At 66.2% G+C, this 20,853-nt stretch carries 12 protein-coding genes; 7 read left to right on the top strand and 5 right to left on the bottom strand.

The annotated features are described in order from the left end of the window. The first annotated feature begins 5 nt into the window (after positions 1-5). Positions 6-5,075, top strand: a complete 5,070-nt coding sequence (locus J7E88_RS02735; RefSeq protein WP_215176789.1) for a class I SAM-dependent DNA methyltransferase — start codon at positions 6-8, stop codon at positions 5,073-5,075. 66 nt (positions 5,076-5,141) lie between these two features. On the opposite strand, the gene J7E88_RS02730 is transcribed toward J7E88_RS02735, so the two are convergent. Together J7E88_RS02730 and J7E88_RS02725 are read right to left on the bottom strand one after the other, a co-directional pair. Then, positions 5,142-5,357, bottom strand: a complete 216-nt coding sequence (locus J7E88_RS02730) for a DUF397 domain-containing protein (protein WP_215176787.1) — start codon at positions 5,355-5,357, stop codon at positions 5,142-5,144. Next, entirely contained in the window at positions 5,354-6,310 is a 957-nt protein-coding gene (locus tag J7E88_RS02725) for a helix-turn-helix transcriptional regulator (RefSeq protein WP_215176785.1), read from the bottom strand. The genes J7E88_RS02730 and J7E88_RS02725 overlap by 4 nt, the downstream gene beginning before the upstream one ends. A 435-nt stretch (positions 6,311-6,745) precedes the next feature. On the opposite strand from J7E88_RS02725, the gene J7E88_RS02720 reads away from it, so the two are divergent. The 4 genes from J7E88_RS02720 to J7E88_RS02705 all read left to right on the top strand — a co-directional run bounded on the left by J7E88_RS02720 (position 6,746) and on the right by J7E88_RS02705 (position 11,321). Continuing rightward, on the top strand, positions 6,746-7,210 hold the full coding sequence (locus J7E88_RS02720) for a hypothetical protein (protein ID WP_215176783.1): 465 nt from the start codon (positions 6,746-6,748) through the stop codon (positions 7,208-7,210). 105 nt (positions 7,211-7,315) lie between these two features. Then, the gene (locus tag J7E88_RS02715) at positions 7,316-8,596 is read left to right on the top strand and encodes a PQQ-like beta-propeller repeat protein (RefSeq protein WP_215176782.1); all 1,281 of its coding nucleotides are present in this window, start codon (positions 7,316-7,318) and stop codon (positions 8,594-8,596) included. Positions 8,597-9,193: 597 nt separating this feature from the next. Continuing rightward, a complete protein-coding gene (locus J7E88_RS02710; RefSeq protein ID WP_215176780.1) occupies positions 9,194-10,840 on the top strand; it encodes a restriction endonuclease fold toxin-2 domain-containing protein in 1,647 nt (548 codons plus the stop codon). A 25-nt stretch (positions 10,841-10,865) separates the two neighbouring features. Continuing rightward, positions 10,866-11,321, top strand: coding sequence for a hypothetical protein (locus J7E88_RS02705; protein ID WP_215176778.1), 456 nt, complete (start codon positions 10,866-10,868; stop codon positions 11,319-11,321). 268 nt (positions 11,322-11,589) lie between these two features. On the opposite strand, the gene J7E88_RS02700 is transcribed toward J7E88_RS02705, so the two are convergent. Then, a complete protein-coding gene (locus tag J7E88_RS02700) occupies positions 11,590-12,687 on the bottom strand; it encodes a hypothetical protein (protein ID WP_215176776.1) in 1,098 nt (365 codons plus the stop codon). Positions 12,688-12,706: 19 nt separating this feature from the next. Continuing rightward, on the bottom strand, positions 12,707-12,895 hold the full coding sequence (locus tag J7E88_RS02695) for a hypothetical protein (RefSeq protein WP_215177529.1): 189 nt from the start codon (positions 12,893-12,895) through the stop codon (positions 12,707-12,709). Between the two features lie 470 nt (positions 12,896-13,365). On the opposite strand from J7E88_RS02695, the gene J7E88_RS02690 reads away from it, so the two are divergent. Together J7E88_RS02690 and J7E88_RS02685 are read left to right on the top strand one after the other, a co-directional pair. Continuing rightward, positions 13,366-15,417, top strand: a complete 2,052-nt coding sequence (locus J7E88_RS02690; RefSeq protein ID WP_215176774.1) for a hypothetical protein — start codon at positions 13,366-13,368, stop codon at positions 15,415-15,417. A gap of 67 nt (positions 15,418-15,484) precedes the next feature. Next, positions 15,485-17,158 (top strand): Hsp70 family protein, encoded by a 1,674-nt coding sequence (locus J7E88_RS02685; protein WP_215176772.1) that lies wholly within the window; start codon positions 15,485-15,487, stop codon positions 17,156-17,158. Between the two features lie 55 nt (positions 17,159-17,213). Here J7E88_RS02685 and J7E88_RS02680 read toward each other — a convergent pair whose 3' ends face one another. Further along, positions 17,214-20,732, bottom strand: a complete 3,519-nt coding sequence (locus J7E88_RS02680; RefSeq protein WP_215176771.1) for a helicase-related protein — start codon at positions 20,730-20,732, stop codon at positions 17,214-17,216. Positions 20,733-20,853 lie beyond the last annotated feature (121 nt).

The raw sequence follows: 20,853 nt of genomic DNA, 5'->3' as shown, positions 1-20,853 counted from the left end.
CCACCATGACGTACGACTCCCTGGTCAACCGCGGCGACTACTTCTCCGCGCACTACCTGGCCGAGGTCTTCCCGAAGGACCTCAAGTCGGGTCTGCTCGCGAAGTGGAAGGAGCGCGAGGAGGAGGCGAAGGCGGCCTCTGCGGACGCTTCCGTCGACGGCACGGAGCCCGCCGCCGACGCGCTGCCCGTCACCCCGCGCCTGGGCCTGCGGGCGCTGCGCCGCCCGTACTTCAAGTCCCGCGCGTACTTCGCCGACGCGGCCGGTGACGACACGGCGGACGACGACGCCCTCACCTACGACCACCCCGAGTGGGGCACCCGCGCCGCCGAGCTGAACGCCTCCGTGCTGCGCGCCTTCGGCTACGACGCCAAGCCGCAGACGCTCACCGTGCGCCGCGCCGACACGTCCTACGAGGTGGAGGTCGCCCACGCCGAGACCGGCCTCGTCGCCCTCGACTGCGGCTGGGCCGCCGAACCGGACGCCGCCCTCGACCCGGACGGCGCGGGCCGGCTGCTCCACCCGCTGCGGCTCGACGGCCAGAACACGATCACGACCGGCTCCAAGCTGGCCTCCTTCCTCTTCGCCTGCGAGGACGCGCCCCGGTACGTCCTGCTCCTCGCGGGCGGCGTCATCGTCCTCGCCGACCGGGCCGCGTGGGGCGAGGGCCGCTACCTGGCCGCCTCCCTGGACACGGCGCTCGACCGCAACAACACCAAGGACGGCCAGGAACTCGACACCCTGGCCGCGTTGTTCGGCGCGGACTCGCTGCGCACCCCGGAGGAGGGCGGCGAGAACCCGCTCGCCGGTCTCATCGACAAGTCGACCAAGCACGCGGTGGGCGTCTCCTCCGAGCTGCGGGACGGGCTGCGCGAGTCGGTCGAGCTCATCGCCAACGAGATCCTGGACCGCATCCGCTCCCACGAGGGCGTACGGCTGGAGGACGTGGCCGAACTCCCGGACCTGGCGAAGCAGTTGACGCGCGAGTCGCTGCGCTACCTGTACCGCATCCTGTTCCTGCTGTACGCGGAGGCCCGCCCCGAGCTGGGCATCCTCCCGTCGGACTACCCCGAGTACCACCAGGGCTACGGCCTCGGTCGGCTCGGCGAACTCGTCGCGGAACGCGACCTGGTCGGCGAGAAGGCCCGTGAGGGCTTCTACCTGTACGAGTCGCTGGACCTGCTGTTCCGCAAGGTCCAGGACGGCTACCGGCCCCGCCGCACGCACGGTGCCGCCGCGTCGGAGACGCCGGTCTCCGAAGACATCGGCCTGCGGTTCGAGCCACTGCACTCCAAGCTCTTCGAGGGCGAGTCCATCAGGCTCATCGGCGCCCGTTCGGTGCCGGACCCGCGTCACGACGAGGACGAGACGGGCGAGACCCGCTATCTGGACACCCGGCTGCGCAACGCCACGCTGTACCAGGTGCTGCGCAAGCTGATGCTCACCAAGGGCAGGAAGGGCGAGCGCGGCGGCTTCATCTCGTACGCGCAGCTCGGCATCAACCAGCTCGGCGCGGTGTACGAGGGCCTGATGTCGTATTCGGGCTTCGTCGCGGGCGAGGAGCTGTACGAGGTGGCGAAGGGCGGCGACCCGAAGGACGGCTCCTGGCTGGTCCCGGCGTCGAAGGCCGACGAGTACGCGGACGCGGTGTTCGTACGCGTACGGGACGAGGAGACCGGCGAGGAGCTCCGGCGGCGTTACCGGGCCGGGGCGTTCGTCTACCGGCTGTCGGGGCGTGACCGGCAGACCTCGGCGTCGTACTACACGCCCGAGTCGCTGACCAAGGTGACCGTGCAGCTGGCCTTGCAGCATCGGTTGGACCAGGACGGGACGACGACCGAGGCGCGGGAGCTGCTGGACTGGAAGATCTGCGAACCGGCCCTCGGGTCGGGCGCGTTCCTCAACGAGGCAATCAACCAGGTCGCGGCGGAGTACCTGCGGCGTCGGCAGGAGGAGACCGGCGAGGCGATCGACACGGAGAAGTACCCGGTCGAACTCCAGAAGGCCAAGGCGTACATCGCGCTGCACAACTCCTACGGCGTGGACCTGAACTCCACGGCCGTGGAGCTGGCGGAGGTCTCGCTGTGGCTGAATACCATGCACCCGGGCATGGAAGCCCCGTGGTTCGGCCTGCACCTGCGGCGCGGCAACTCGCTGATCGGCGGGCGGCGGGAGATCTACGGCCCGGAGAGGCTGAAGAAGGGCGGCTGGCTCGGGACGACGCCGGAGCGCTTTCCGCTGACCGCTGCTTCGGACGGCCTTCCGGAAGGGGCCGTCCACCACTTCCTGCTGCCGGCGAAGGAGTGGGGCGCGGTCGCGGCCGAGAAGGAGGCGAAGGCCCTCGCGCCCGAGGACGCGAAGCGCCTGGCGGCGTGGCGCAAGGCCATCACCAAGTCGCCGACCGCGAAGCAGACGGCGAGGCTGCAGGGTCTGGCGCGTAGGGCGGAGTACCTGTGGGGGCTGGTGTGCCGGCGGCTGGAGATCTCGGAACGTGACATCTCGCGCCGCATCGACGTGTGGGGCGCGGAGCCGGACTGGCTGCGCCGGCCGGTGGAGGCGGTGCAGCGCGAGGACGTGCTCGCCGACCTGGAGGCGGTCGACACCCCGTACTGGCGACTCAAGACCCTGATGGACGCGTGGTGCGCGCTCTGGTTCTGGCCGGTGCAGAAGGCTGCGCTGTTGGACGGGTCGGACGGGGCGTACGAGCGTGCCCTGGCGTCGCTGCCGTCCGAGGCCCCGACCGGCGTTTCGGGTTCCGACGTGGTCCGCACCTACGAGGAGGTCGACCTCCTCGGGAACGTGACGGTCAAGGAGGTCACGCGCGGCGACATCGACAAGCGACGCACCGGCCGCCGCAAGGAGGAGGTCACAGCCCGCCGCCGCTCGGTTGTGCCGCTGGCGGGCCTGGACGACTGGCTGGACTTCGCGGAGTCGCTGCTCGGTACGCAGGAGGTCCCGGCGGACTCGCTGATCTCCGAGTTCGAGTCCCTGAGCGAACTGTCCCCGTACGAGGACGACCTCCCCGAGTTCATGGGCATGGACCGGTGGACTCGCCTGGAGGAGCGCTACCCATGGGCGAGCGCTGCGCATGATGTGGCGACCCAGCAGGGCTTTTTCCACTGGGAGTTGGAGTTCGCCCAGGTGTTTGGGCGGGGCGGGTACGACTTGCAGGTGGGGAACCCGCCGTGGGTGAGGCCGGATTGGCAGGAGGATGCGGTTCTAGCTGAACTAGAGCCATGGTTCAAGCTCAGCATGAAACCAAGTACAGCGGAGTGGCGCCTTCGGAAGGAGGAGGTCCTTACTAGAAAGCCGCAATACCGGGCATTTGTACTCAGTGAGCTCGCCATGACTACTGGCATGGTTGCATTGCTCGGAAGCCCTGTAGCGTATCCGTTGCTCGTAGGCACTCGCGGAGATCTCTACAGAGCCTTCATGACACAGATCTGGCGACATTTCGGCCCAATTGGTCGAGGAGGCCTGATCCACCCAGACACTCACTTCGGCGGCATAAATGAAGGAGACATCAGGGCGTCCGCCTATCGCCACTTGCGCATTCACGCGCACTTCATGAACTCGGCCAACTGGGCCTTCGAAGATCTAGGCCGCACGCAAGAATTCGGAGTTCACATCTACGGCCCTGCTAGGGAACCTAATTTCCTGCACCTCAGCGAACTACGTGGCGCCGAAACTCTTCCAGCCTCGCTGCTTCATGACGGGCTTGGCCCGACACCAGGCATCAAGCACAACGGCGGTTGGGACCTCCGACCACACCTCGATCGAGTTGTGCACGTTGATAGCGCACTGCTGACTGGTTGGCGGCGACTCACAGGCTTCGAGGGACCCGTCTCACACACTCCGTTGCTCTATCCGGTCCTCAGGGGAGAGCAGGGCGCAATCGAGGCAATTGCCGCTCACTCCCCGCGCCTATCCCCTTTCGATCCGATGATCACGATTGGATTCCTCGAAACCAACGCAAAGAATGACGGGCTAATCCACTGGAACACTCAAGCCGCTGCGGAGCTATCTGAGGTGATCCTACAGGGACCACACATGTCAGTGGCTCACCCATTCGCTAAAGAACCTCGAATCCCTTGCAAGAGTCATCGTGACTGGCGTCCAGTCTCGCCGGAGACAGCGTCCGTTGACCATGTTCCAGTGACCAATTATGTCAGGGCCACCGACCGAGAAACTTACCTGGCGGCGCAGAGTTCCTGGCTCGGGAAGCCAACTACCTCATTCTTCCGGTTGGCTTGGAGGGCGATGATCCCGTTCATCACGGAACGCAGCCTCTTTGCCGCTCTAATCCCGCCTGGCCCCGCGCATGTCCACACAGTGCAGTCCATGGCTATGTCTGACAATCGTCTCACCGTCCTCAACGCTGGCTTTTGGGCGGCTCTTCCCTTCGACTACCTCTTGCGTATTACAGGCCGCTCCCACCTCCAGGTAGCCGAAGCCCGCAAGATGCCCGCGCCCGATCCGAGGCACCCCCTCGCCCCTCCCCTCCTCCTTCGCACCCTTCGCTTGAACGCCCTCACCGTCCACTACGCCCCCCTCTGGGAGGAACTCTTCGACCTACGCTGGGCAGGCTACGAGGAGTGGGCCAACCCCAACTGGCCCAGTTTGAAGCCTCTCGCTTCCGGCCTCAAACCGACTTGGGAGTACGGCACCCCTCTCCGTTCCGAACACGAACGTCGAGCTGCCCTCGTAGAACTCGACGCCCTGGTCGCCGTCTGGCTCGGCATCACGGCCGACCAACTCGTTGCCATATACGGCACACGCTTCCCAATCCTTCGTGACTACGAGGCCGAAACCTACTTCGATGCCAACGGCCGCAAGGTAGCCGCGAACCACAACACATACGGCTACGGCCAAAGCAAGCAGGACCACCTCGATCTCCTCCAACATCTGGAGCACCCCGCAACCACACCGTGCCCGAACGGCTACACTGCGCCCTTCTACAAGGCCGATCGTGAGGCCGAGATGCGGGCAGCGCACGCACACTTCCAGGCGCGCCTCGACGCGGAGATCGCTGCCGGCCGCTGGTCCCCGTCGGAGCCCGCCCCTGTGGACGCCTGACGCAACGCAGGTGGGGGCGGTTCCCAGTACCTCGAGAACCGCCCCCGTGCCAAGCCGACCGCGTGCCTACACGGCACGACTCCCCGCCGCCAAGCCGACGAAGGCGTGCCACGTCTGCGCTTGAACGGTCAGCATCGGAACGGCAGTGTCCTTCGAGTCGCGCACGTGCACCACACCAGGGCAGGCGGCCACCTCGACGCACTCGCCACCCTCGCCGCTGCTGTAGCTGCTCTTGAACCACGCCAGCTCGGGCACTGTAGGCACAGACTCTTCGACGTTCATGTCTCTCCAAGCAACTTCTCGATGAGGTCCAGCGATTCGCGCGGTGTGAGCGCCTGGGCCCGGAGGAGACCGTACTGTTCTTCGAGCTCGCGCACAGTCCTCCGGTCCGTGTAGAGACGGCTGTGCTTGTATGCCTCCACGTAGGCGATCCTCCGCGCTTCTCTCGTCTCGATCAAGGTGAACGGTCCAGCCAGTCCGGCATGGTCCTCCCGCCGGGTCGGCATCACCTGAATCGCGACATTACGCCGCTCCCCATCCAGTAGAAGTTGCTCAAACTGGCCACGCATCACGCCGTCTCCGCCCAAGGGCCGCCTCAGCACTGACTCTTCGATGACGAAGCTGAGGGTCGGCAGCGGTTGCCGTGCGAAGATCTCGTGTCGAGCCAGTCGAAGCGCGACCCGTTCCTCGATCGTCTCATCAGTCAAAAGCGGCCTGCGCATTGTGAACACGGCACGCGCGTACTCCTCTGTCTGCAACAGTCCCGGCACCGCCTGGTTCGCGTACACGTGTAGTTCGACGGCCTCCGCTTCCAACTTCGCCGCATCACGGAAGAACGCGGGATACTGCGCCCGCGCGACCTCCTCCTTCATCTCCTGCAACACGCCCCGCGCGCCCAGCAGCTCGTCCGCCTGGTCGATGAACTTCGGGCCCGGGATCCGCCGGCCCTGCTCGTAGCTGGCGATCGTCGACGCCGAGTAACCCGTCATCGCCCCGAACGCCGCCCGGTCGATCTCCGCCCACTCGCGGAACCGCTTCAACTGCCGCCCGAACACATGCAGGATGCCCGCCCCCGCCCCCCGCTCCCCCGGTCCGGACAGGCCGCCGCCGTACCCGTCCCCCTCACCGCCGGCGCCCCCGCCACCGTCGTCCCCGTAACCGGGCCCCTGCCCCGACCCCCGCCCCTCCGCGTACTCGTCCCCAATACCGAGCCCCTGCTCGTCCTCAATGGTCATTCGAACCACCACCTCCCGCATGCAACGCCGCCGGCTGTCACCCCGTCACGCCTCACCCCGCGTACAGCCACCCGGCCCCCGCGTACACACGCCCCCGTACCGCCTCACGCCCCACTCATCACCCGATCAACGGTACGCACCCCACACCCCAGTTCGCCCGGGTACACCACCGGCATTACACCCTTCGCGTGAATACAACTGCACCAGGGCCCTCGGGGCGCCCGTTGCTTTGCCGCCTGATGCTGCTGACTATCGGAAGGCACTCTTCGGTCGGCCTCACCGGCCCTGCTCATCTGTGGCCCGTCGAACGTGTGCGGACGGTAGTGTCCGCGGCATGACCGCCCGACTCCTCCAACTCGACGTGGAGAACTCCCCTAGCCTCCGCCGGATCTCCCTCCCCCTGGGAGATCTCACGGTTCTCGTGGGGCCAACGGCGTGGGCAAGACGAACGTGCTGAAGGTGTTCGACTTCTTGGCAGACATGATTCAGCGTGACCTCGAGCCCGCCCTGGCCCTCCACGGCGGATTCGATGAAGTGGCCTACTGGGGCGGCGAGAAGCCTTCAACGTCACTGCGCATCGGCCTCAAGGCGACCTGGACCACGCACTCCAGTCTGAAGGCGCCTGACGAGTACGAGCTGACCATCAATCGCAGAAACGCACCGTCCCACGAACGCGGCTACACACTGTCCCGGCAGGAGCCCGAAGGAGCTGCTGCAGAGGAAACTCGGCAGCCCGGCGTACCGCGAGAGCGAAGCGCCGGCGATCATGGTCGCGGCTCAGAAGGCGGGGCTCCTCGGCACGCCGACGGGTATCAATCCGTCCTACTCGGACTTCGTCTCGGATCTGGTGGCACTCAGGGCAGGCTGACGCAACAATGTGCGGGCGACAAGCAGCGCTGACGCCACGGTTGTTCAGGTCACCTATGATCACTCACAGCATCCGCGCAAGAACGGGGAGGCATCGTGCGGACCACGGGAAAGCCTGCAGTCACAAGAGTGCTGCTGGTGGCCACTGCTACAGCGCTGCTCGTCGGCACCGGGTGCAGCAGCGGCAGCGGCACCTCGCCCCCGAACACGCCGAAGAACGCGACGGCAACACCGGCTTCGCCACCCCGCCCCGTCCATGATCCTCCCTCCGAGTTCGCTCTCGACTCCGGCAGCCCGATGCCGGAGGAGGCAACGGCCGGACGTCTGACGGTCGGCGGCACCCTCAAAGACTCACTCCCGATTGCTCTGCACAAGTCGACGGCCTACGTGGCGCTACCAGACCGTGTGCAGGCAGTGGACACGGCGGACGGCCGCGTACTGGCGACCATTGCGCCCCGCGAGAAGACGGTGCGCACTTCCAATGAGTGGGACGTCGACGACTCGGCAGAGGCCCCCGCTGTCATCCCTCATGGCGAAACGGCAACGCTTGTGGCTCCGTTCCTGGTCGAGCGGTCCGGCACCGGTACCCAGGCGGACCACACGGCCGTTGAACTCACCGGCAGCGACATGGACTCCCACGAAGTGACGTGGCGGCTCGTGCTGGATCTCCCGAAGTGGGCCGAGACCTCTCTGAGCACGCTGTACACCGAGGTCGCAGGCGCCGAGAACGGGAAGGCGGTGGTCACCGTCCAGGACCGGACGAACGCCGTCACGTTCGCGGTCGACGTGGGCATGCGCAAGGTCCTTTGGACACAGGACCGGTTCCGCGCCGTCGGCATCGCGGCAGGTACTGCGGTCGGTACGACCGTCGAGGACGGGACGGCGCATGAGCGGGTGGCCGGACGCGGCATCGTCGACGGCAAGCAGCGCTGGATCGGCACGGACAGCTATGCTCTCAGTGCCTATACCGCTGGCCCGCACCTGATCGTCGTCCATGGTCGCGACTATGCCACCGGTGACGCGTACCACCGCCTCGTGGACGCCCGTTCGGGGGTGACAAGGCGCGAGATGCCGACCGCTCTGGCCGGCGCGAGATGCACGTACGACGACAGGAAGACACTCGTATGTTCCGGCAAGGGAGCCGAGGGCCACGTAGCAGCAGGAATGGACGCCAGGAGCGGCGGCATCCTGTGGCAACTGCCCGACGACGCTGCGGATCGCGTCGCACCGAAGGTGTCCACTGCGTGGCACGGCCGCGTCTACGGAACCACCGGTAACGGGATCGTAGCCCTTGACGCACGCACCGGAAAGGACCTGTCAACGCCCCCTGACATCGCGCCGGTCCTGGTCAACGAGTCGGTGGGGCTCGCCCTCGACGAGAGCGGGGACGTCCTGATGGCCTATCCCACGAGCGGCTGAGCAGTCTCGCGGCCCACACGTCTTCTCGGTGGGGCTCTGCCGTGGATCAGTAGAGAATCAGAGGAACAGGGTGGCCACCGAGCGCGCCATCCGGACCAACATCGGTTTCTACCCGCCCAGGAGGACGGTGGCGCCCGGCGCTCCAGCCTGCCTGACCCCCGCTCCCCTGCCCCAGCCAGGCCACCTTGCCCATCCCCTTCACCGTCGCCGGCAGCGCCGCCGGCATCCCCATAACCCGGCTTCGCTCCCGGACGTACTCCTCCCGGATGCCGAGTCCCTGCTCGTCCTCGGATGACCATCCGAGAGCAGCCCCGGCCAGGCATCCGACTCTCCGGCCCGACTCGCTCGTGAGGTGAGGCGCCGGACTGGTCCAGGAGCGTGAACCGCACTCCTTCGGCCAGTTCACGACCGCTACGGTTGTCCCTGTTCCCGGCATCTCTCGGACAGCATCTGCTGGTGCCGCCCTGACACGACAGCGCTCCGAGTCGAAGAGCAAGTCCCCTTGTAGCGGCCCGCAGTCGGCTGATACCCGTGCAGACGAGCCAACCGGACTCGTACTAAGTTGATCACTCACGTCTGCAACGGGGAGGCAGCACAGTGAGCGGACTCGCACCTGACTTGAAGTTCATCGCCGAGGGAATGATTCGCGGCTCCATGGGGCTCATCGAGTCCATGCGCGGTGCCCGCGACACCGCCATCGCCCTCGGTCACGAACTCGCACGGCAGCACGGTATGGCCGGAGACGACGACGCCGGGCGGGCGTTCGCCAAGGTGTACGTGTCGGCCGCGTCCGCCACCTTGAACCAGATGGGCTTCAGCTCCTACGTCCTCGGAGAGACGAGCCGCGGTCTCATGCGCACCGCACGTGAGTTCATGGCCCAGGAGAGCAAGCTGGTCGCGCAGCTTCTCGGCAAGCAGGTGGATCTGACCGTAGGCATGGGCGACCCTGGGGCCGACTGCACGGAGAACTACCTGGGCCTCGGCCGTGACCTGCCCGAGGTGGTCGGTGAGACCGCCTGGTACGACCAGTACGCACCCTCAGGAAGAAGCGACCGGTTTCGCGGGTCGCAGGAGAAGATCCGGGACGTCGCCGGGTCCTGGCGACAGGCCGGCTCCCTGATGCAGCGGTTCCTGGAAGACGCGCAGACGTACTCCAGCACTGCCGGCAAGGCTCACTCCGGTGAGGCCGCCGACGCCTTTCGTGCGTACGTCAAACACTTCGTCGGTCTCACCTGCCCGCCTGCGAAGGCAGAGGTGGACGAGCCGCTGGTGACGAACCTGGTCGCCGCGTGCTCGCAACTCGCCAAGGCGTGCGACCGGTACGCGGACCACGTCGAGGCGGCCAAGGAGAGGATCCAGCAGCACCAGAACGATCTCTTCGCCGTCGACATGCCGTGGGACCAGCCGATGTTCGGGGCGAACGGATACGACGGCGGGCTGCACGACGCGGTGCTCAGCGACCCCTGGATACAGGATCTGGGCAACGTGGCGCACGCACTCGACTCGGCGGCTGAGCGAGTCAGACTGCCGCAGCCCGAGGGCCCGACACCTCCCGGCCTGCCCGGGGTACCCTTCCTGCCGCCGTTCATCAGGGTGCCTGTGCCCGTCCCCGTGCGCCTGGCGTCCTTCTCGGGGGCAACGGCGCCCATGCTGCTTCCCACCGTCAATCCGGTTGACCCCGGCATCCCGTTCGCCGACCCCATACCGCCCGCCCCTGGGAGCACTCGCCTCCTCACCGCCTCGGAGCAACAGCAATTCCGCACCTGGGCTCATACTCTGCGACCCGGAGGGCTGGCCGGGGGCGGCGGGCCCCACAATCCGGACAATGCCTATCAGTTGCGTATCGCGGGTTACCCCGAGCGCGAGGTACCGCTGGCGGGTCAGAAGCGCGGGCTCATGGTGGACGGCATACGCCCCGCGGACGGCCACCTCGTCGAAGCGAAGCACGTCCGGGACCCGGACTGCACGAAGAAGAGTTTCAGATCTCTCGACAGGGTGAACGAGACGCTGGCCAAGCCGGTCAAGGTCAACAGCCAGGGCAAGATCGCATGGGATCCACTGGTGGACTCCATGTACACCAGTGACGAGCAGGAACTGATGAGGTACAGGCAAGCCATGACCAACCCTGCGAACAGGGAGATCCGCGGCCTGGAGATCGTCACGAACGGCACGGACAGTGCGGCGTACTGGCAATCCATGATGGCGATGACGGGGACTCCCGGGTCTACTCGATACGTGCCGTGAACGCGATACTGACCAGAGGAACACAGTGGTAACCGAACGCAACATCCGCACCAACATCGGCTTCTACCCTCCCCAGGAGGACGGCGGCGCCTGGCGATCCAGCCTTCCGGCACTGGAGCAGGCTCTTCGGCAAGCGTTCGCCGACGCCGTGATCGGGTACCAGGTCTCGGCCGTGCACGGGCAGCAGGTGCTCAACTTCGAGATCGCGCTGGCCCCTGATGTGTGGATCGACGGCACCTCGTCCATGGAAGAACCCGACTACGCCTTCATCACGCTCAGAGACGTCACCGCCGACGAGGCAGCCGTCTTCGCGACGTGGCTGCGTGACTCGTTCGTGCCGTCACCTGATCTCGTGCGCTTCATCAGCAGCCTCGCCATGGAGAGCGGCGAGGAAAGGCCGTGGGTCCTACCGGCCACAGGTGGCAGCGCTGAGGTCCTGGCGGAGATCCGGCGGCACATCGAGACCTTCGACGTCTTCTGAACTCATGGTCTCGCGGCCGAATCGGTCGCCCTCGGCGGTGAGGCAGGACCCCGTGCGCGTACGTGGGTCCTGCCTCTGCGTACAGCGGAGTCCCTACGGCCGGAGAACGTACGGCCTCGTCGAGGCCCGCCTGCGGGAGCGCGTCCCCGAGGAGTTCAGGCGTCTGCGACCGGAAGACGAGGGCCGGTGCGCGGACCGGCCATGTACTTCGGCTTCACGCTGGGCGAGGAGACACTGGAGGGCCAGCCGCCGCATGCCGGCGTCAGATTCAGCGGCAGCGATCTCGAAGCTCGGATATGACGGCCTTCTCGCGCGCGTTGACGGCACCGTCCACAGTGGCCACCCGGTCGGCCACGTCGAGGATGTCGCTCAGATCCCCTGGCTCGGCGTCTATGCGCTGCCACACCTCAGCGGGGTCGATATCGACAAGGTGAGCGAACTGTTCGTCGACCACCTGATGCTGCTCGCGGACCAGCCTCACCAGGTGCCGCATCAACAGCGCCTCATCGTCGGCCATCTTGCGGTTCGCCCTGATGACGAGCCACGCGACCCACAGCATCAACTGCGGGTGCTGACTCCGCTTGCTCAGACCCTCGGCGACTTCGATCACCCGCGCCTCGTTCCGGAAGACGGCTTGCGCGTGCCGCCCCGCGAGCAGCGTCGTATAGCGGTTCAACACCACCGCAAGGGGAACGCCGACCACGGGGATACCGATCTTGATGATGTTGCGCTGGAGGAGGAACTTCCCGACGACGGGGAGCCCCTTCGCGGCGGTCAGTACCGCTCCGGAGTAGAAGCGCTTGATCAACGGCCGCACTATGACCGGGACCGCCTTGACCACGCCTTCCCGGACCACTTCCCCGCTCTTGATCGTGAAGGCCACTCGAATGAGCTTCCACATGTCATCGGGGTCGGACGGGTCGAGCGGGACCCGATAGAGGACTGCGATGTCGTAGGCCAGGCGGAGCTGGAGCCGGGTGATGAACGCGACATCGACCATCATGGTCGCGACGGCGGCCGGGACAGTCGCCGTCGAGGCACCACCAAGGCTCCCGAGGGTGGCGATGACGGCCGCCGAGTACGCCCCGGCAGAGAGTCCACCTTCGAGCGCGGCGTACCGAGCCGCCATCTTGATCCGCTGATCGACGATGGCATCCGCGGGTACGCCCTCATACCGCTCCTGGAAGTACTGCCAGTCGACCTTGTGGCTGTAGGAGCTCATGGCCTGAGCGCTGAGCTTGGTGAACCAGTTGCCCGACTTGATGTCGTCCGGGCTCAACCCCTTGATGAACTCCCGCAGCTCGGCCCGCTCATTCTCGACGACCTTCCGGTCGGCGTCGGCAGCGTCAATCGGAGCTTCGGTCATGACGGTTCCCCCCGGCGGTTCAGCGTGTAGCCAGGTTGCCTGATTCGGACAACCCCGCTGCCGTCTCAACACGGTGACTCAGTAACCAGCATATCTTCACCATCTCGTCCGCCGCGAGCTCGAGTTGCTCGGATATCCGGTGAAAGACCCTTTCAGCGACGGCGAGTTCGTCGCGCTCGGCCCGCACCTCTTCCAGCTGCTTGGTCAACTGGTTTTCCCAGCTCGTGCGGTTCCACGCGTCGCACCGCGATCCGTTCCGCCATCTCAGAGCGGAGATGCACAGACACCTCAACGCCGTCGAAGCGCCGTGACCGCCGAAGGGCGTAGCCCTGGAACCCGCCTGAACAGGAAGCCGTGCCGACAACTCGATCCGGGCCACTCATCCCCGCTTTCAGCCAGCATGCTGTCGTAGGGAGCACCCGGACCGTGGGAGCTTGCGAGCTGCCCGCCACGCGGTTCAACGCTTCCGACGGAGCGGCATCCCGGGCCGACAGTGACGCATCGCGTTCGCAGCAGGCGCGAACGGGCGAACGAGTCGCGGCCGCGGTACGCGAAAATCGCGTACCGCGGACCAAGATCCAGGCGTGACAAGTCCGGCGGCCGAACAGTGCAAGCGTTTCACCGACTGTTGGGTCAACCCAGCTTGGCCGTGGTCCGACACCGCTAAGATTTCGCAGCGTGGAGATCGGATCCCTGGTTGAGCAACGCGACCACAACACCGCAGGCCGTATAGGCACCGTTCGCGAGCTGGACGAGACGGGACTCGTCGTTCAGTGGGTCGACGGTGTCAGTGAACGGCTCCCCTTCCCGGTGCCGGAGACCGTGTTCACTCTCGAGCCGGGTTCCGTCCGGTACCGGGCAGCCACCGACCTGCAGGCGCTTCAAGAGGAGTTCGACGCCGATCCCGTCGAAGTGCTCGCACAACTGCTTCGCGAACAGGGGCAATCGGCTTCCATAGGTGACCTCCGGAAACTGACGGAATCACTCTCACTCAAAGCAGGCATGTCCGCTGATCGGTGGTCCGAGATGCGCGGCCTGCTCCTGGAGCACCCACACGTCACGGGGACGAGCCGAGGCCCTTTGCGGTGGGTTTCACAAAAGAAGGAGAGACGACGCACAACTGCTCGCCGGATGCCTGCGTCCGAAGCGCTTCGGCAGCTGGCAGGCCCACCCCGGACCGTCACAGCCACGACGAGAAGAGCCTTGCGCACCATCGTGTCCGCCGGGCTGAACGAGCTGTCGCCGTACGAGCAGCTGGCGGCTCACGCACTCGACGTACCCATTGCCGAGTGGCCCCACCAGTGGACGGACCCCAACCCCGAGGGCGTTCCCGAAGAGGTCCGCGTCATTGCGGTCAAGTACATCACGGAAGTGTCACGGGCGCGCCGCCGCATCGTTCTCCCAGGAACGCAGCCCAACGGTCCCGCGAACATGGACGCCGGCCCGCCTTCGGCCCTCCCCTTGGCGCCCCTGCTGGTCCCCCTCGTCGCCATACCCGCCCCAAGTCTCGCCGCGGACAGGGCTGCTAAGGCCGTCAAGGGAAAGGACGCATGGGCTTGCGGACGTTTGCTCATGGACTGCTTCGAGCAGGCAACTTTGAAATCCGGCCCTGGGGATGACGCCCCGACCTCAGTCGAGCACTTGCGTCCTCTCCTGGAGAGGGCCCCGCATGTTCTGCGCAGCGCGCTGGTCCAGCGCCCCAGCGAAGATGATGGTCCATGGCTGGAGTTCGCCGAGGAAATGGCCGTACGGGCATGTGCGCTGCTGGCGCGCCCGAGGCTGAGCGAGCTGCCGCACGGACCAGTCCATGAATGGTGCAAGCTCGTCGCTGAGTATCCCGCCATTCCGAAGGAACTTCGATCCGAAGCCGCCGCAAGGCAGCGGGCAAGCCAGTCCCACGAGACTGCGGCCACACTTCAGGAGTCCTCGGAGGCTTTCGGGGAGGCCGCCCCTGCGGGGGACGAGGCGCAGGCCGGCGACGGTCATGCCTCACCCGTCGCATCGATCACGACCGAACCGGCTGCGGAGCACGTACCGGGCCACCCCTCGCAGGCGGAGCCGCGAGATTCGCGAGCCGAGATTTCATCCCTGACCCACCTGCTCGAAGCAGAGCGCAGCAACGCCGAGGCCGCGCGGGCACAGCATGAGCGGGACCGGCGTTCCCTGTCGGCCGCCCTCGCCGAAGCTGAAGCGGAGATACACCGGTTGCGGCTCAACGTGGCCGACCGTGAGCAGCAACTGGCTGCATCCGAGGAACGCATCCAAGTCGCAGAAGCCAAGTGGGAGTCGAGCCGACGAGAACTCACTGAGGCGAAGCAGCGCGTCGAAGGGCTGACCCTCGCGGGCCGGCGACGGGACGACGAGCTTCGCCAGGCCCGGCAGACTGTGCGCGGAGCATCACAGGCACAGTTGCGGCAAGCCAAGATCGACACGTTGCGGGTTCTTGCCGAGGTACTCGGAGAAGTGGCCGATCAGGCAGTGCACGAGGCTGACGACTCGGGGGCAACAAGCGTTCTGTACCGCAGGGTGCTGGCCCGCGCGGCAGCAGCCGGTGTGCTGGACATCGGGACTCCCGGGGAAGAGGCGGCTTACGACCCGCTGAAGCACCGGGCTCCGGGCGGGCCGAGCGCACGGGTCGTGGTGGAGCGCCCCGGCTTCGTGTGGCAGGGGCCCCACGAGTCCGATCAGGTGGTACTCGAACCAATCATCGTCCGTCAGGCCGAGCAGTGAACGAGGCCGTCCCTCAGCCGTGCGAGCTCTCCCACCTCTTGGCAGCTCGTGTCCTTGGAGGACATAGGTGCAGAACGAAAGACCGCTGATCGGCATCGACTTCGGTACCGCCACCACATTGGTGAGCCAACGGCTCCCCGGCAGCCCGCCGGAGAACGTACCCATCGGTCGGGGTACGGCCTGGATGCCGAGCGTCGTAGCAGTGTCGACAGATGGCGACCTGCTGTTCGGTGAGGGAGCAGAGGCAGTCGCGGGAGCGTCGGCGCTGCGATCGGTGAAGCAGTGCATCACGTTCGACACCTCACCCGATGCGCTGCACGTCGCGGGCACGGGCCGCAGCATGCGGTTCACTGCGGACTTCCTTATCGGGCAGATGCTGAAGCACGTGGCACTGCGCGCGAAGGCCAGCGGCGCCGAAATGGATGGCGCAGTTTTTCGCCTCGCCTGCCCAGCGATTTGGGACGGACCACGGCGCAGACGGCTCGCCGGCCTGGCCAGGGCTGCCGGCATTCCGGTATCTGTCGCCGACATCGTCGATGAGCCGATAGCCGCCGGCCTCGCCTGGTCCGAGGGACTCTTCTGGGACCTCGGTGAAGACCGACCCGACGGAACCACACTGGTCTTCGACTTCGGCGGCGGCACGCTTGACATCGCGGTGGTCGAGGTGACCGAATCGCTCCAGGACGGCGCCCCAGAACTCACCGTATTGTCGGCGCGCGGTGTCGCCAAGGCCGGTGACACCCTGGACCTGCGGATCGCCAAGGACCTGGAACAGGACCTGGGAACCGTTGGCGTCGATGTCGACCGGATGCCCGATCCGTCCACCGTCAGAGCGCTGCTTGTCGCGGCCGCCCGACGGCTCAAGGTCCTGCTTTCCGACACACGCTACGGCGAGCAGGCTGTTCCGCTCGGCGGCGGCTTCACAGATCTACCACTGCTCACCTACAGCCGTCATCGGCTGGAAAAGGCATTCCGGCCGCAGTTGGATGAAGCGCTGGAACACGTCAGAGCCGCGCTGTGCGAGGCACGGCTGCGGAGGCGCAAGACGCCCGACATCGAGAGCCTGGCCCGCATGGGACTGCGCGACCTGGCGCCGGACGTGCGGCATGTGCTGCTCGCCGGTGGCATGTCCCAGGTTCCACTGGTACGGCAGGCGTTCGAAGACGCTTTCCCTCATGCTGAGGTCGGCTTCGACAGAGCGCTCGCAACACCCGAGCAGTCAGTTGTGACAGGGCTGGTGGTACGCAACTACCACCGGCTCAACCTTCCACGGCCCGGTTTCGACCTGCTGCTTCAGTGGGAGGACCCGGACGGGAGCCGTCATGGCGAACTGCTCTATCCAGCTTTCGAGCCGCTCTATTCCTGGGATCAGGTGATGCGTCGAGAGCGGCATCTGGCCCATCGCTGGAACGGGATACCGGGCGTCAAACGGGTCACGAAAGCGCGGCTGAGGGCAGAGTCGGTGGACGGGGAACCCATGGACTTCTCCGTGGACGGCAATGTCCTGCCATATCTGCCCATCGAGCTGTACCCACGCACCTCCTTCTCTTTCGAGCTGCGCATCTCGGGGGAGATGGTCGTCAGAGACGCAACCCCAAGGCCCTTGACATTCAGGGTGGAACGATGGCCAGTGCTGCGGGCCGGAGAACAGGGTGCGATCAGCCTGACCCAGCTGCGGACCGGTGGCAACGTGCCTCAACCGAGATCCTTCACCGACGTCCACTCCCACCCCTGGGAGTGAAACATCGGTCCGGTGGCTGAGGACACCGCGCCTCGGCCACTGGTCCGGTGTACGGTCAGTCGCCCTCGACCAGGACCAGCGCGACCGTTTCCGTGGAGAGACTGAAGCGGGAGTCACGATCCATCTGAGCGAGGCGGGCGTCTCGCCGGGTCTCCAGGTGCTGGACCCGGCTCGCATGAAGTCGGCTGATCGACGTGTGATCCACCGCGAGCGCGAGACGGCGCGCCTGCTCGATCTTCAATCGGAACGTATCGCGCACCGTGGCACGCCGTCCCTCGGCAAGCCGGACATTCTCTGCCTCGTAGGACCGCTTGGTCGTGCGCTCCTGCACCGCCGCCAGGTCCTGCACCTCGTCCAACGCCTCGACGAGCAAAGAGGTGATATCAGCGGGCAGCGGTCTCGGCGCGTCGGTGAGGTCACCCTTGGCGAGGGAAGTGAGCAGAGCGGCCCCGATCTCTGGCACCTCCCGCAGTGTCTCGATGTCGACGGCCGTGGTCCACAGTTCTCGGCGTGAGCGAGTGCCGTCTGCGCGGGCGAGGCGGACTTCCACCAAACAGCGGGAGTTCGGCGGCAGACCGGGCAGCCGTACGCGCCCGTAGCGGCGGAGAAGTTCGCCGTGCTGCTCGAACCACCACTGGGCGGCGCGTACCAGCGGATGGCGGACGCTGAGCAGCGGAACCGCTGATTCGGAGGAGGTGCTCGCCGTGAAGCAGAAACGCATCGGTGTGCCGCTCTTGAGCCTGGCCAGCAGGTCGTCGCGGGGTTGGACGAAGGCACCGGCGTCCATCGCCCCGTACATCACTTGGAGCAGTTCTTTGCTGCCGGTGATGTCCACCAGGTCGTCGCTGCCGGAAACCTGTCGCAGGGTGCCGTTACGGCTGTCTTCGAGGAAGCGCTCGACGAGCCCGCGGATCTCCTTCGGGCCCAGGTAACGGCCTCGGCCCGGACTGGTCTCGTCGAAACCCTCGATGAGCAGGCCGTCGAGACCGGTGAGAAGCTCCTGAGCCGCGTTCAGGGTTTGCAGGTCCTTGTCGCGGTCCGCTCGGGCGACCGCGATGCGATCGACCTGGCGCCGCCGTTCATCCGGAGTGAGACGAGGGTCAAGAACAATGCGGTGGAGTTCCTTGAGATGCCCCCGCAGGATCGGCTCGAGTTCGCCGATGGAGTCTTGGAAGACCCCGATACGGGTGTAGAGACGCTGGAAGATTTCGGTCTCGATGGTGCCACGCACCTGCATGTTGAAGATGAATATCTTCTCGTGCTGTTGGCCGAACCGATCGAGACGTCCGATACGTTGTTCGACCCGCATGGGATTCCACGGCAGGTCGTAGTTGACCAGGACGTTACAGAACTCGAAGTCCAGGCCCTCGCTGCCCACTTCGCTCACCAGCAGCAAGTCGAAGGCGCCTGCGCGAAAGTCCTGCATGATGCGCGTGCGCTCCAGCGGCGGCACTTTGCCGTGCATGACTCGGACCTTGAACTCCGGTGTCAGCCGGTCCTCCAAGTACTCGAGGGTCCGGGTGAAGAAGGAGAAGATCATCGCTTGGCGCAGACCCTTGGCACGGGCGTCGCGCAGCATGGCGGCGAAGCGTTCGAACTTGGTGTCCGTGGAAAGTGGTCGGAGCAGCGAGGGCAGTGCTGACAAGTCGTCGGCCTGGTCCGCCAGCTCGCGAGCGAGTCTGGACTGCGACGCGCCGAGGCCGGACGAGCCATCGGTGGGCAGGTCCTCCTCTGCGTTGTCGTCGACGACTTCTGCTTCGTAGAGCAACTCTGCTTCGGCGATGCCGTCGGGCGGCGGTGCCGAGAAGCGCTCTCGCAAGCGCTGTTGCATTGCGGGAATACAACTGGCTGCCTGCCGCAACCACATCTGCGCGGCGAACCCGGCGGCGGTTCCGCTGCGTGCCGCGCGCCTGAGGCACCAGTCGTGAAGATCGTCGTAGAAGGCACGTTCCGCGGGCGTCCAATGGACGGCGACGTCCTCAGCCTGGCGCACAGCCTTACGGTCCGGTGTATCGGCCTTGCGGGTTCGGTTGACGATGCCGGCAAGTGCGTTGAGCCCGGCGATACACCTCCGCGCCTCAGCCAAGTCTTGAGGAGACAGTGGCGCGTGCGTGTCCAGGATCTCCATGAGGCGGCCGTATTCCGGCCGAGCGGCGGTGAGCCTGCCGAATGCGGAACCTCGGACCCGTTCCAGGGTCGCACGCAGGGAACGAGGGCCGCCAGGGACGTCCTCCGCTAGGCGTACGGCCACCGCGTTGAGGTGACGGTTGGGTTCAAGCTGGCCTTCGAAGACTTTGGGGTCAGGGAAGGAAGTCTCGTCGAGGAGGTGAACGAGGTTGTAGAGATCCTGGTTACCGAGGTTGAGCGGGGTCGCAGAAAGGAAGATCAGAGCGTCGGCCCAGTCAGCCAGCAGGGTCGCTGCGGCGTGGCTACGGCTGCTCGCGTTCCGCAGGTAGTGCGCCTCGTCCACGATCACGAGATCAAATCGCGGCTGAAGCTCGGCCAGGTCGGCAAGCTGCCCCGCGCGGCGGAGTCGCTCCAGGGACACCACGCCTGCAAATGGCTCGTCGCTGTTCCCGCTGCGGAAGAGATCCACCAGCTCGGCCATGCCCTCGGCGTCAAGCACGCGCAGACGCCGGTCGAACCGTTCCCGCATCTCGTCCTGCCACTTGGTGACGAGAGCGGCGGGGCAGACGACCAGGCCCCGGAAGTGGGTGCCGCCGCCGCGCCGTTCAGATGTGCGCCGCAGATGAGTACGCTGCTCCAGCTCGTTCCAGATCAAGCCGGCTTCGATGGTTTTGCCCAGACCGACTTCGTCCGCGATCAGCAGTCGCTGGCGGTCCGAACTCATCAGTTTGAGCACAGGGCGGAACTGGTACGGCCGGAACACAGTCCGGCTCGACTGGTAGGAGTACACGATATCGGTGAGCGGCGTGCTCAGTTTGGCAAGCGTGAGCGCGAGCGCCGTCCGATTGGCAGAGGCAGGTGCGCGTAGGATCCAGTCCTCGGGGTCCTCGGCACTGGGCGGGAGGGCCTCCAGGTCCTCTTCGAAGGCCCTGATGCGGTTCCCGGCAGCGTCCTGAAGCATGTACTGGACTCCGCCGTCCCGCATCAGCCTCGTCTTCATTACCGTGTGAGTGCCACCACGGCCCGTGAAGCGGACGAGGTCGCCGGGGACGAAGGCGGGCGTCGTGGTCTCGTCCTGCACTGCTGCGGCGCAGCACTGTTGATAGAGCAGGAAAGCTCGATGCAGTTGGTGACCGTCGTCGATGTCGCGAAGCCGCTTGAGCTGGGGAGCGGAGGAAGCCGCACCACCGCTCAGCGCAAGGCCGGCGGACACTGGTCCGTTTGCCCGGGACTCAAAAATGTACAGACCGTCGGGAAGGTCTTGCCAGGCCGCACTCATGACAGCCTGCGGCGTCGGACGCTTCAGCGTGGCCGGCACCGGGATCCGGTCCGCGGTTTCCGGCAGGTCGTAGAAGACCTGCTGCACCGCATCAAGCGATTGCGGTGCTGTGGTCAGTCCCTCCCAGGGGATGTACTGCAAGCGAAGCCTGTCGTCGTCGAACGGCACACCGGCCGATGTCCGACCGCCCCGCCCCTTCGGTGCTGCCGTCCCGCTCATTTCCGCCCCCCACTTCGACGCCGACCTCGTCCATGTGTTCGTCGGACCGACGCGCCAGTAGCCGTAGCCC

It is taken from the genome of Streptomyces sp. ISL-10, from assembly GCF_018614575.1.
Taxonomy (GTDB): Bacteria; Actinomycetota; Actinomycetes; order Streptomycetales; family Streptomycetaceae; genus Streptomyces.
The sequence above is the reverse complement of the archived record's forward strand: the minus strand, read 5'-3'. Positions and strand labels throughout refer to the sequence as shown.

Bases quoted from the DNA above. Each gene is read 5' to 3' on its own strand.
- J7E88_RS02700 (WP_215176776.1), bottom strand. From the start codon at position 12,687: ATGACCGAAGCTCCGATTGACGCTGCCGACGCCGACCGGAAGGTCGTC.
- J7E88_RS02725 (WP_215176785.1), bottom strand. From the start codon at position 6,310: ATGACCATTGAGGACGAGCAGGGGCTCGGTATTGGGGACGAGTACGCG.
- J7E88_RS02735 (WP_215176789.1), top strand. From the start codon at position 6: ATGACGTACGACTCCCTGGTCAACCGCGGCGACTACTTCTCCGCGCAC.
- J7E88_RS02730 (WP_215176787.1), bottom strand. From the start codon at position 5,357: ATGAACGTCGAAGAGTCTGTGCCTACAGTGCCCGAGCTGGCGTGGTTC.